The sequence below is a fragment of the Nitrosopumilus adriaticus genome (assembly GCF_000956175.1).
Lineage (GTDB): Archaea > Thermoproteota > Nitrososphaeria > Nitrososphaerales > Nitrosopumilaceae > Nitrosopumilus > Nitrosopumilus adriaticus.
Genome location: NZ_CP011070.1, coordinates 1,241,082 through 1,253,951, shown reverse-complemented (window position 1 = coordinate 1,253,951; position 12,870 = coordinate 1,241,082). Strand labels below are relative to the sequence as shown.

11 protein-coding genes and 1 tRNA gene are annotated in these 12,870 nt (G+C 33.1%); 9 read left to right on the top strand and 3 right to left on the bottom strand.

The window, feature by feature from the left end; all coding sequences use genetic code 11:
* Positions 1-67: 67 nt before the first annotated feature.
* From NADRNF5_RS07390 to NADRNF5_RS07350, 9 genes are all read left to right on the top strand, one after another.
* Positions 68-1,609, top strand: coding sequence for an ATP-binding protein (locus NADRNF5_RS07390; protein WP_048116785.1), 1,542 nt, complete (start codon positions 68-70; stop codon positions 1,607-1,609).
* A gap of 89 nt (positions 1,610-1,698) precedes the next feature.
* Positions 1,699-5,070 (top strand): S8 family serine peptidase, encoded by a 3,372-nt coding sequence (locus NADRNF5_RS11625; protein ID WP_237089237.1) that lies wholly within the window; start codon positions 1,699-1,701, stop codon positions 5,068-5,070.
* Positions 5,071-5,160: 90 nt separating this feature from the next.
* Positions 5,161-6,120 carry a DNRLRE domain-containing protein gene (locus NADRNF5_RS07380; protein ID WP_237089236.1) on the top strand — a complete coding sequence of 320 codons (960 nt, stop codon included), beginning with the start codon at positions 5,161-5,163 and terminating at the stop codon, positions 6,118-6,120.
* A 131-nt stretch (positions 6,121-6,251) separates the two neighbouring features.
* Positions 6,252-6,328: transfer RNA gene (locus NADRNF5_RS07375), tRNA-Pro, on the top strand.
* A 144-nt stretch (positions 6,329-6,472) separates the two neighbouring features.
* Positions 6,473-6,718 carry a hypothetical protein gene (locus NADRNF5_RS07370; RefSeq protein ID WP_237089235.1) on the top strand — a complete coding sequence of 82 codons (246 nt, stop codon included), beginning with the start codon at positions 6,473-6,475 and terminating at the stop codon, positions 6,716-6,718.
* Positions 6,719-6,849: 131 nt separating this feature from the next.
* Entirely contained in the window at positions 6,850-7,938 is a 1,089-nt protein-coding gene (locus NADRNF5_RS07365) for a tyrosine-type recombinase/integrase (RefSeq protein WP_048116778.1), read from the top strand.
* 288 nt (positions 7,939-8,226) lie between these two features.
* Positions 8,227-8,379: a hypothetical protein gene (locus NADRNF5_RS11165; RefSeq protein WP_160289401.1), complete on the top strand. Its 153-nt coding sequence runs from the start codon at positions 8,227-8,229 to the stop codon at positions 8,377-8,379.
* Positions 8,376-8,600 (top strand): hypothetical protein, encoded by a 225-nt coding sequence (locus tag NADRNF5_RS07355; protein ID WP_048116762.1) that lies wholly within the window; start codon positions 8,376-8,378, stop codon positions 8,598-8,600. The genes NADRNF5_RS11165 and NADRNF5_RS07355 overlap by 4 nt, the downstream gene beginning before the upstream one ends.
* Positions 8,601-8,714: 114 nt before the next feature.
* Positions 8,715-8,984: a hypothetical protein gene (locus NADRNF5_RS07350; protein ID WP_148313086.1), complete on the top strand. Its 270-nt coding sequence runs from the start codon at positions 8,715-8,717 to the stop codon at positions 8,982-8,984.
* 42 nt (positions 8,985-9,026) lie between these two features.
* Here NADRNF5_RS07350 and NADRNF5_RS07345 read toward each other — a convergent pair whose 3' ends face one another.
* From NADRNF5_RS07345 to NADRNF5_RS07335, 3 genes are read right to left on the bottom strand one after another with little or no spacing between them, the layout of a single operon-like run.
* Positions 9,027-10,943: a DUF3732 domain-containing protein gene (locus tag NADRNF5_RS07345; protein ID WP_048116750.1), complete on the bottom strand. Its 1,917-nt coding sequence runs from the start codon at positions 10,941-10,943 to the stop codon at positions 9,027-9,029.
* Positions 10,943-11,431: a three component ABC system middle component gene (locus NADRNF5_RS07340; RefSeq protein WP_048116747.1), complete on the bottom strand. Its 489-nt coding sequence runs from the start codon at positions 11,429-11,431 to the stop codon at positions 10,943-10,945. The genes NADRNF5_RS07345 and NADRNF5_RS07340 overlap by 1 nt, the downstream gene beginning before the upstream one ends.
* Entirely contained in the window at positions 11,428-12,636 is a 1,209-nt protein-coding gene (locus tag NADRNF5_RS07335) for an ABC-three component system protein (RefSeq protein ID WP_048116743.1), read from the bottom strand. The genes NADRNF5_RS07340 and NADRNF5_RS07335 overlap by 4 nt, the downstream gene beginning before the upstream one ends.
* Positions 12,637-12,870 lie beyond the last annotated feature (234 nt).

Genomic DNA, 12,870 nt, shown 5'->3' with positions numbered 1-12,870 from the left:
TATGTTATTTATGCCAGCTTACTTTCGACAAGCTACTCTTTAGTTTTTAAAATCAGGCATTAATTTCATGAAGATTAGGACTAAACTGGTACTGGAAGTTGTAGTTTTATTTGCCCTAGTCGGTATGATTTCTTTTGTTTCTATAATGAATACAAAACAACTGCAAGATTCATTTTCTAGTATCAGTTCTGAGACCTTGCCTGTTTTAGATACCTTAAAGGATATGCGTTATGCATCCACACAACTATCTGCAATAACAATGGAGATTGTGTTAATTGAAGATGAAACTCGTAATACTGGAGAAAATGAATATCGTGAATTAGAGGAAATCCTTGAGATTAATTTCTATAAAATTGAGCAAGCAAAATCTTTGTTCAATGACTCATTCTCGAAATATTCTAGTCTTATGATTAAAAATTATGATGATGATATCAACACTACTGAGGAATTAGCTGCAAAATGGAATGATCTTTTATTCATTTCAAATAATATGATACAATTGAAAACTTCAGGTGTATCTGGACTTCAAATCTTGCAATTAAATCAAGATTTTAATTCTTCTTTTGATAAAATGAATGCTGAAATTGATCATGCCATTGAATTGACATCAGGTAACATTGATCAAAGACAAGAATACATTGATTTGCTAGTCACTGAAGTCACATGGAGTATTGTAATTGCATTAAATTTGTTTGTGTTGACTGCACTTGTAATCAGATTCTTGATTTTAAGATCAATCTCTAACCCTCTTAATAAAATCAGAAAAGTTACTCACTCTATAGCAAAGGGCGATTTTGTACTGTATCCTGAAAAAGGAAATGATGAAATTTCTGAATTAGGAAGGGACATCAATATTATGTCAAAAGACCTTGCAGAATTACATAAAAAAATTATTGAAAAAGAAAGATTGTCTTCAATTGGAAGCCTTGCTACTAGATTTGCTCATGATATCAGAAATCCCTTATCTGTTATAAAAAATAGTTTTGAAATTATTGAAATTAAAACTAAAAATACTCTTGATGATAGTTTGTTGAAAAATTTTGAACGTATTGGGAGAGCCGTTGAGAGAATTACGCACCAAACAGATGATGTTTTAGATTATGTTAGCGTTACAGAAGTAAAACGTGAAAAATGCTCTTTGTTGTCTATAATAAAATCAACAATAAAAAATAACAAAATTCCTTATGGCGTAAAAATTACTATTCCTGAAAATGACTGTATGATTTTATGTGATCCTTACAAGCTTGAGATCATTCTTACAAATTTGGTAATTAATGCATGCTATGCAATTAATGATGATGGAAAAATCATATTTAGAATTATTGAAACTGATGATGATGTAATTATTGAAGTTGAGGACTCTGGAAAAGGCATTTCAGACGATGACTTGGATAAAATATTTGAGCCTTTATTCACTACAAAGCAGACAGGAACCGGTCTGGGATTGTCTAGCTGTAAGAGTATAATTGATGCCCACGAAGGTAAAATCTCTGTAAGAAATAATCCTACAACATTTAGTATCCAATTGCCAAAAAAACCAGCAAATTATCAAATCCCTATCAAAAAAGAACATGCTAAATCACGTTCTAAATTTGCCTCAACTGAATGATTTTTGAAAAATTCAATATTGATGAAAAATGTATGTAATTGAATTACAAACAGAAGTTCATAATCTAAATTAATCCTATAATATCTACATTGAAGACTCAATCAGGTGCCACGACTAACTCTAAGATACTAATTTTGTCTTTATCGATTTTATTATTAACTTGGGGATTTACAGGTGCCGAACCCGCATTTGCTCATCATAAAGTGACTCATTTGGGTGGTAATGATAAAGACAAAACTGAGACTGAAACTGAGACTGTAACTCAAGCAGCAGAACAAGCAGCAGAACAAGCAGCAGAACAAGCAGCAGAACAAGCAGCAGAACAAGCAGCAGAACAAGCAGCAGAACAAGCAGCAGAACAAGCAGCAGAACAAGCAGCAGAACAAGCAGCAGAACAAGCAGCAGAACAAGCAGCAGAACAAGCAGCAGAACAAGCAGCAGAACAAGCAGCAGAACAAGCAGCAGAACAAGCAGCAGAACAAGCAGCAGAACAAGCAGCAGAACAAGCAGCTCAACAAGCCGCATCTGACGCAGAATCAGCAGCTCAACAAGCCGCATCTGACGCAGAATCAGCAGCTCAACAAGCCGCATCTGACGCAGAACAAGCAGCTCAACAAGCCGCATCTGACGCAGAATCAGCAGCTCAACAAGCCGCATCTGACGCAGAATCAGCAGCAGAGAATGCAGCAAAACATGCTGCCAAAGTAGCAGAGAATGCAAAAAAGAATGAGGAAAAAGCAAAAAAATTAGAATCTGAAATTAAAATGAAAATTAAGGAGGCTGTTGTAAAAGCAGTTGATAAAATAATTGATGAATCTGAAGACGAATCAGACGATGAATCTGACGAAATTGATTTCTCCGTTAAAGAGGCTCAAAAAGATTCTAAAAAAGGAATTTTAGTTGAAAAAGTTCTCTCGAAATTAGCAATAAAGACTCTTAACAAAGAGTATCAGGGAAAATCCCCTGATCAAAATTTTCGAGATCAATTAGAACAGATTGAACAACAATTAATCAAAGACACTCAAAAAGTAAAATTACAATATTTTGAAAAGATTTTAGAAGTTAAACCTGGGGTTACTGTTGAAGTAGAAAACGTAAAGGATAAAGTGAAAGAAATATCTTCAGAAATCCAGCAACAAAAGAATCCTGGTGTTATGGTAAAGAAAGCAGATAATCAAATTAGAGAACTTTTGAAAGATGAAACTCCTGATGAAAATGCATGGCAATATGGGGTTGACTCCTATCAAGGTAAAACAAGAATTGTTTTAGAGTTATCCAATACTGATCCTGCAACAATTGAGAAAATCCAAAGTCTTTCTGATATAGAAGTACAAGGTGAAAATATAGTTCAAATTAGTACTAGTGTTGAAAATATCCCTCGTCTTAATGCATTACAAGATGTAACAAAAACTAGGGCGACTACCAATCTTTCTGACTTTGCTAGAGGTGGATTTGAATCTGTACAGTCTCCATTTGTGAATTCTGTTGATGTGGTGAAAACCATTGGGGATGTAAAATATGCTAATCTAATACAATTATCTGAATCTTCAGAAAAAGAATCTTCAGAATCTACTATGGAATCCGATAAAGAATCTTCAGAATCTACTATGGAATCCGATAAAGAATCTTCAGAATCTACTATGGAATCCGATAAAGAATCTTCAGAATCTACTATGGAATCCGATAAAGAATCTTCAGAATCTACTATGGAATCCGATAAAGAATCTTCAGAATCTACTATGGAATCCGATAAAGAATCTTCAGAATCTACTATGGAATCCGATAAAGAATCTTCAGAATCTACTATGGAATCCGATAAAGAATCTTCAGAATCTACTATGGAATCCGATAGAGAATCCGATAGAGAATCCGATAGAGAATCCGATAGAGAATCCGATAGAGAATCCGATAGAGAATCCGATAGAGAATCCGATAGAGAATCCGATAGAGAATCCGATAGAGAATCCGATAGAGAATCCGATAGAGAATCCGATAGAGAATCCGATAGAGAATCATTAGAAATTTCTGATGATGAAAAAGAGAAAATAGATGAAACTAAAGATGATGAAACCAAAGACAATACTTTCGCGCAACAGAGCAGTAATGATAAAAAGTCTGATAGACTTTTAGATTCCGAAGATAAAAAATCTGATGATTTAGATGATGCTGATTCAATAGAATCTGAAACAAACCCTGCTCCTGTAACACCAACCAAACCAAAAACTATCTATCCAGTTTCAGAAGGAGTATTCTCAACAAATGTGGATATCGTTCACGGTTCTGGAATTACAGGTGAAGATGTAAAAGTTGCAGTACTTGATATTGTATTTGATACTGAAAATCCAAAAATATCTGATAATATTGTAGATTTTAAATCATTTAGAAATTCTTTTGAAAACTCTATGGTTCTCCAATCCATTGAACAAGGAGATAGTCAAAGTCACGGAACAGCAGTTGCTGAAATCATATCTGATGTTGCTCCAAACTCTGGGCTTTATCTATATGAGATGAACACTGATGTTGAATTTGGACGTGCAATTGATGAAGCAATTGCAAATAATGTTGATGTAATTGCAATGGCAGCAGGATGGCCAAACTTACCAACTGATGGTTCCAGTCATATAACTAAAAAAGTTGAAGAAGCAATCAATCATGGAATCTCTGTAATTGTACCATCAGGTAACTTTGCAGAAAAACACTGGGAGGGTTCATTCTCTGATAGTGATCTAAATTCATGGCATGAGTTTGCAGAAAGTGATGAAGGGTTATCTCTATCGGTATCTGAATCTCAAATTAACAATAAAGTCCCAATTATGATTTATCTGAACTGGAATGATGGACTTGGTGATTCATCTGACTTTGATTTGGTACTTGTAGACCCATTAGGACAAATTGTAGATTATTCTGCAAACACTCAGACTTCTGACTCTGAAAAAACTGAAAGTGTATTCTTTATGCCACAAATGGCCGGATTGTATGCTTTGGGAATATCTTATGTGGGTGATCTGAAATCTCCATCAGACGTACCAAAACATTCCTCTATGGAGTTATTTTCAGTTAACAACAGTATAGAATACCCTGTATCCTCAGGTAGTGTTGTAGTTCCAGCTGATGCTAAAGGTGTCATTGTAGTTGGCGCAGTTAACAGCATGGACGGAAAATTAGAATCATTTAGTTCTCATGGACCTACAAATAATGGTAAATCTGTTCCAAGCGTTGTAGGTCCAAATGGTGTCACCACAATTGCATATGGTGGAAACTTGTTTTATGGAACATCGGCTACTACTCCACATGTTGCAGGAATTGTTGCACTTATGATTGACTCAAACCCTGAATTGTCTCCTGAACAATTATTAAATGAAATTGAACAAAATGCAAGACCTAATTCCTCACAAGGTGGTAATCTCAATGAATATGGATATGGTGTTGTTGATGCATCATTCATTGCATCTAAAAACTAATCTTTAAAATTTTCATCAATTATACCTGTTTGCTGCCAAAACACATTCTGAATATTTTGGTTTTAGAATACATTTGAAAAATGTGTGTAATTGGATTACAAACAAGTCTATACTAATACAATAGTATATCATAAAGTAATGAAAACGCTGACGACAACTGAGCATTCTGGAATTAAACTTCTAAGTGTGATGGTAATAGCTGGCGTGGTCTTTTCTGGCATGACTTTTTTTATGCTAGGTGATGGATTCACGTCGTCTTTGCTTTCTGATAAAAACTACGAAATGCTTTGCAACACTGGATTATGTTTTGATCCTTCATCTGCATCATTCCCTACTGGAATATTTATTCAACAAAGCCAAGGTTTTGATTCACAAATGATGGGAACAAACACTGAAAGCTTCTCGGCATTCCGAGCAGTAAAAACTTCTGTATCTGACATTCAATTCACTGAAAATTCAGCCATTCTCTTTTCATCAAAAGACAGCTTTGTTAGAGAAGGACTACAGCAATCAAATGAAGGCGCAAGCGAAGTCTTGCGTGTCATGGGTTCTGGTCCAACAAATAACAGAGTCCTAGTTGGTTTTGATGAAGCACAATTGGGAACTGCCATAGGTGATAAAACACTGGACTCTGCAAAACTGAAAATTTTTGTAGTTGACAATGATGGACGATGGCAAGAAGGACAATCAGTTACTGTTCGCAGTTTAACTGAACCTTGGCAAGAAGGAGTAGGCTCTAATGCACCATTTGCAAATTTTGTTGGAACACAAAAGGGTGTAACATGGGATTGCTCAGATGAGAATGCATGTGAAAATTGGGATGGTGGTAGCTTTATGGCAACTGTTACTGATACGGTAGTGATATCAAATGACATATCTGGAAAATGGATAGAGTTTGATGTTACCAAAGACATCATGGCTTATCTTGATGGTACTCCAAACTACGGTTGGGTAATCATGAAAAGTGATGAGGACTCTTCAGGTAGAATCAATATTGCAGCACGAGAAACTCAGGCAAACATTCCGCAATTGGAACTAACGTTCACATAAAACAAACCTCTTTTTTCTTATTTTTCTTTATTTCAAATATGCTCCTGTATGGATTTTTAGTTTGGGAATAATTTTTACCCTGAAAACCTCATATCTGTGAAGCTTAAATTGGGCGACTTTGGAAATTCGCTGGGATCGTGGTCTAGCTTGGTATGATTCTGCGTTTGGGACGCAGAGGTCGCGAATTCAAATTTCGCCGATCCCACCATCAATCATTATGTTATTATCAAATTATTGCCTATACTATTTGCCGAGCAATGAAGAAGAGTTAGAGAATTGACTTTGATATGAAGTAAACTAATTGGCTCTGAGCTCCGGCATGTTTTTATGAATTCTTTGAGTGTTTTTTTTATTGAAATTTGAGCGGCGTGATATCCTACTGATTGTAGGTCTTTTGCTATTCATGATAGGACTTATCCCATTTATGGCTCCAGTGTATGCTGCAATTATTGTAATTCTCATGTATTTTGGAATCAAAGTGTATGTGGGAAAAAGAAAACAATCTATCGAAAAAGATGTGGGTGAGGGAATATGCATGGAATGCGGCTCTCAAGTTTTTAATAAAAAATGCCCAAATTGTGACTATTCTAAAGAATAATTCCTACGTGTGCCTTAATAGAGATAAATCCCAAAAATATTCATGTTTTTAAGATATATGACTTTAACAACGAAGTCGGACTGAAATGTTGGACTTTACTTCCTTAATTTCTGATAATCCATTCTACTCTTATGAGTTCATTCCTCATCAAAAAATCCAAAGAAAAGACATTTGAAGAAAAGATATCTAATCGTTCAAAAAGAACTCAGGAAATATTCCAAACCGTTCAAAAATCCTTTGATCAATTCTGTCACGAATATTATGCTGGACGAACCAGTAATGAAATATTTGATGAGTTAAATTCTATCTCTGAAAAAGAAAAAACTGATGCCATAATTGATATTTTACAAAGCTGGATTGATTGGAATTATCAAAAAAATATTCTTACATCTACATTAAAGGTATATTTCTCAAAACTCAAAGTATTGTTTCATTATCGTGGATTCAAAATTCACCCTCAGGATATCAAAGATAACCTTGTGTGGAAAAAGAAAATTCGTGAAGAATTACATGCATTACAAATGGAAGAAATACAAAAGATACTTGCTGTAGCAAAACCTCAGAAAAAGGCATTTTATTTGGCTCTAATTTCAACTGGAGCAAGACCTAGTGAGTTGCTACAAGCAAGAAAAAAGGATTTTGACTTAACTAATTCTAGAATAAAAATAACTATCCATCCTGAGGGTGTAAAGACTCGTTCTGGACGTTCTGTTTATCTTACAAAAGAAGCATATGGACACATTTTACCAATTTTGGAAAAATTACAGGATGATGATCTGGTGTTTGCAAAGCATAAAGATCCCCTGATTGCAGAAAAAAATGAAAGTAAAACATTTTCACGATATTGTGATTCGGTTGGATTCACAGATAGATATCATTCAAACAATTATCGAAAAATTACATTGTATTCGTTCAGATCATTTTTCTTTGGAAAATGTGCTGATGTTAATAGAGAAGGATATGCACATAGGATGATTGGTCATGGTGGGTATCTCCCTCAATATGATAGGATGAGTGAAGAGAAGAAAATTGAATGGTTTGCTAAGGTTGAACCTGAATTAACAGTTGACCAAAGTGAACGATATAGAAGAGATCTTGAACTAAATGATAAGGAAACGTCCTCCAATAAACAAGAAATTGCCAAATTGACAAAAATGGTAGAAAGACTTCAAAACACTCTTCCTATCTTGACACCAAATCCTGAAAATTTGGTTTATTAACTATAAAATTCAATTATTATTGGGTTTCATAATGGATGAAATATGCCATATTAGGCTCATTTTTTACAATTTATCATAGTTATTTTGAATTCCGTTACGGAATATGAGATTAATCATCAAAATTACTTCTCAAAGCCTGATTGTTTCTATCATTCTTATGGAAAAATCTAAAACAACTTCGATTCCTCTGAAAAAAACAACGAGGAATCGATTACAAAATTTAGGCAGAAAAGGTCAGACTTTTGATGACTTGATTTGCAATCTTCTTGAAAAAGGAGGTATCGCATAATGGAGAGAGAATGCATGTGTATTGCTCCAAAGAAACATCGATTAATTTTTGATGGTGGGGAACAAGGCCAATACTCTATTTCTTTATGTGAAAAATGTAATTCTGAAGAAGATAGACAATTCTTGATTTACGAAGAGGCAATGCTACAATGAATTGGGGTGAGAAAATCGAACTAAAGTTTGATATTATAACATATGAAATGCTGAAAAAATCAGCTGACAATCTAACTTTGTCTGTTGAAGATCTAATCAAAATAGTAATTTCTGAAAATGTGTTTGGTATTGATCTGTTATCTGGAAAAGATTTTGAGGAATACGAAGAATTGCCTTGGATTTGGCAAGAACCTCAAAAGAGGAAATGTAATCATGACTAAATGTAATCATTGTTACAAAATTATCTATTTTGACACAAGAAATGGAATTACTATGCCATTTGATGATATGTGTTGTTGGTATAGACATGAGTGTAAAAAAGAGAGAGAGTGATGATGAGTTCGAAGATTAATTTTACTTCTAAATGGAATTATCTTGTAAAGATAATTTTTGAAAATCATAATGTGCCTGATGTTTTATTGATGGAGGAATTAAGGTTCACTCCTCACACATGGAAGGTATGGAAATCCAAATTCATTGAGCGCTCTCGCTATAGCATATGTAAAAGAAAAAACTATGAAACCAAAAAAGAGATTAGTTTTCAAGTTGTATATGATAAAAAACAAAAGATGTGGAAATTTGAAGAAACTTCCATCATTGAATAATGTCTCACTCTCTCTCTTTTTCTATTCAAACAATTTTTGAATTTATCCTTCTATCCATTCTCTAGGAATAAGTGCCATGCCATCTCGCCATCTTTCATTAATTACTGATTGGAATTTTTTATCATTTATGTCTGCATGATCAGTGATAATTACTTGGAATTCAGGGATTTCTTTTGTTCGTTTAAAAATGAATTTGTATATTTTCAAAACATTTTCTCTATCTTCGTCTAGAACTTCCTTCATATCATCGAATTCCGTATCTTTTGGAAAATAGACCTGTGATGGTTGATCTAAAAATAAAAATCCGGGTACAGGTCTTTTATGATTTCTTAGATATTCATGTAGTGCAAAAAATGTTACTAGGTGATATCCAAGCAAATTTTCACTACTTCCTATTTCATCTAGTGCTATAGATCCTTCTTCAGAGTCTATGATAATGTTGGCTGTAGACATGTTTATACGAACAGGGAATTCAGAATGTTCTAACTTCAACTCTCTTGCCCATCTTGTCATTTTTTCACCGATTCTATTTAAAATCGAGTTCAGACGTTGTTGCTTTTTCTCTTCATCTAATTCTCTCCTTAATTCTTGAACTTTTTCAGATCTTTTTTTGACATCTATTTTTAATTGTGATGTCTCATCCGTTAATCTGACATTATCTAACCAAAATTTTGCTCTAGCTGATACTTGTGCTTGTCTAAATCTCAAATCTCTTTCTTCAAGTAACCCCTGTCTACTTTGAATAACTCCCTCTATGTCTTTCAATTTTTGTTGTATTTCTGAATGTATGGTTTCTCTTTCTCTTTTTAAATTGGAGATTTTTTTCCTTAATTGTGGGCGCTCTTTAATCGTATATTCTAAATCTTCATCAAGATCTTTTAATGTGTTTTTTATCGATTCGATTTCTGGAATTTTATGTTCTAATTCTCCTTTGCAAAAAGGACACTCTTTATTTTTTTGACTTAGGTGTTCAAATATTCCAATTGAATCTAATCTATTTTTTTGATGAAGCATTTCACTTGAAAATCCAGTTAATTCATTTGCAAAACTTTCTGCTGCTCTTATTTTTCTATCTTGTAATGATAATTTTTTAGTTAATTCATTCGCCTCATCTTGTAGAATTTCTAAATTATCATTAAATTGCGTTGGTTTACCTGGTCTCCATATTGAAACTTTTTCTAAAATTTTTGTTCTGTCCGTTTGACTTTCATTTTTTATTTCAGATTTGATAATTCCACAATCAATTGCTTCTTCAACTAAACTGATAGATTGACTGATTTCATCCCCCTTTAGCATCTCTGCCTCTTTTAATGTAATTTCAGCTATTCGGAGAAGTCTTTCTTCTTTTTCTAATTCATGTTTTAGTGCTAATTCATCCTCACGTATCGCACCTAGAAAATATGGTAATGTATCTTTGATATCTTGAATTCTACCTTGTTCAGCTTGTCTGTGAAACATTACTTGACTAGAATCAATTTCCTCTTTTTTCTGAAAGCATAGGAAGGATGAGTGTTTGATATTTGCAGATAATGGGTTCCTAGTATGCCCCATTTTTGGGAAATTTTTGTTAGGCGATATTCCTAAAATTTCACTTAATGTTACTGCTATTTCATCATTAGTTGAATTTGTTTGAGGTATATTCTCAGGCGATTCTACATTTTTGCCTCGTTCAATATATGCAAATTGTGTGGATTTTTGTATCCCTGGTGGGTTTTCTCTTGCAACGAAAATGTTTTCTTCTCTATGTGTTAATAGAACTCCGTACCAACTAGCATGATTTCTGATGACTCCTTTTGGAATTTTACAGGAACTTCTTCCCAAACAATATTCTACAATATCTATCAATGATGATTTTCCAGTTCCAGATTTACCTGTGATTATATTCACTTCGTCTTCTTTGATTTTTAAAATTCTTTTTTGTCCTTTTTTGTTATAAATGACAATCTCTTTAATCTGCATTAGGGTCTTACTCCAAACATTGCATAGATTGTTGAGGGTTTTCCCCCTTTAGAAAATAATCTTCCAAGCTGATGAGATTTATTTAGACAATCTTGAATTTCTGAATCTCTTGATTCTGGAATTTTACTAAGTTTTACTTTTTTGTTTATTGTTATTTTTCCATATGAGTCAACTTTCAAAACTTCTGTTTGAAGTAAAAAGAATAATGTTTCAATAGTAATTGAAATCATATGGTTTGCTCTTTGTGAAAATCCTATTAGGACTTCCTTATTTTGATTTAGAGCACTATGAAGATATTTTGATGAAAAAGGTAGAATCTCTCTAGTAGGTTGATGTAGAACTAAAGGGAAAATTAAAAATGCTAAAGTGATTGGGAAAGATCCGCTTTTTACATTATATGTTTTAATACATTCTAACATTATTTCGCCACAAAATGCAGGATTTAAGAGTGATTGTACTTCAATTGGTCTCTCTTCCCATTCTATCATGCTGGAGTCTCCGTGGCATGTCTTATGATGCTCTTCAATTTCTTTTCAAAATCTACATGCCATCCAATTTTTTTCCTATTGGCTAGCATATGATAACTACCTTGGGTTACATATGGTTCAGTACATCTGTCCCTTATGCAAAGGGATGTAGTGCTATTGACCCAATTTAGAATTTCTCTTCCTTTTTCAATCTTTTTTGAGTTTTCTTTAGAAGTTCCCAATTCCCATTTTTTCATCTCAAATTGTTTTTTCCATGCATCTACTAACCTTTTTTCATACTGAATCAATTCTTTATCAAATAACAATTCATCTTTAATCCATTTGGAACGTTGTTGATATGCCTTCCAATAATCCACTATTGCTAATTCGATAATTGGTTCTGTTGCCATAATCCAATTCAATTGCTGAACAAATATTTTATCCATGTATGTTTTTATTTGTTTTTGTGTTGGATCTTTGTAAATAAAATCTATTGGTAATGATTCTCTATTGAACTCATCTCTGATATCTTGAATGTGTGAGTGAAATTCATCATAGCTAATTGTAGATTTAGATTTTGTAGCTAGAATGTCTGTTACCATATTTATCCAAAGTCCCCATACTCTTTCAAAAAACTGTTTTTCAAATTCTTTTCTACCTCTCTTCGCAATCTCATTCATTATCTTGTTTCTCGCATCTTGAATTTTTAATGAACCATCAAAAACATAAATTGATTCAAACAACTCCTTTTTTAATTCTGGATTAAATCTTAGGAATTTTTTATATATTTTTTTATTTTTTAGAGCGTCTGATGTTTTTGCAATATTTTCTAATATGTCCATTGCTTTTTTTGGGTTTCTTACCTGTTCATCTTGTTGTAAAAAATATGCGGCTTGCGTAGTCTTTGATTCATCCGTTGTTAACAAAATCCTTTTTACAAATGGATTGTTCTTTTTTATTTCATTAAACCCATCTAACCATATGTTTAATGTTTTCCAAATATCTTGGCTAGTGTTATGTAACGACCCCTTTTCTGATACGTGATGTTTGGATTGAATTATTTCTAATATTTTGTCATTTTTTTCAACAACCACATCATCAATTGTTTCAATGGAAATTTCATTTCCTGGATTCTTAAGCAATGTGAGAAATGCTACTTCGAATTGATAAAGAAACCCCAACCCTGACTCTGTTGCTGAATATTGCGATAATTGATTTTTAACCAATTATATGAAAATCATACTTTGAATAATTAAACTTTAAAAAACTAATCTTTCCCTAGATTTTACTTTGATTGAAAGAGAGTGCTTTTTTAAAATGAGGAATTTTTCTGAATATCTTGTTTAGGATAATTCCTACGTTCTACCTAATACCGAAATAATGTAAAATATGCATGAAAAAGTCACAAAAAGTCGGATATTTGAGGTTAAATTTAACAATTTACCATCAAAAATGCTGTA

Bases quoted from the DNA above. Each gene is read 5' to 3' on its own strand.
- NADRNF5_RS07390 (WP_048116785.1), top strand. From the start codon at position 68: ATGAAGATTAGGACTAAACTGGTACTGGAAGTTGTAGTTTTATTTGCC.
- NADRNF5_RS07365 (WP_048116778.1), top strand. From the start codon at position 6,850: ATGAGTTCATTCCTCATCAAAAAATCCAAAGAAAAGACATTTGAAGAA.
- NADRNF5_RS11165 (WP_160289401.1), top strand. From the start codon at position 8,227: ATGGAGAGAGAATGCATGTGTATTGCTCCAAAGAAACATCGATTAATT.
- NADRNF5_RS07355 (WP_048116762.1), top strand. From the start codon at position 8,376: ATGAATTGGGGTGAGAAAATCGAACTAAAGTTTGATATTATAACATAT.
- NADRNF5_RS07350 (WP_148313086.1), top strand. From the start codon at position 8,715: ATGAGTTCGAAGATTAATTTTACTTCTAAATGGAATTATCTTGTAAAG.
- NADRNF5_RS07345 (WP_048116750.1), bottom strand. From the start codon at position 10,943: ATGCAGATTAAAGAGATTGTCATTTATAACAAAAAAGGACAAAAAAGA.
- NADRNF5_RS07340 (WP_048116747.1), bottom strand. From the start codon at position 11,431: ATGATAGAATGGGAAGAGAGACCAATTGAAGTACAATCACTCTTAAAT.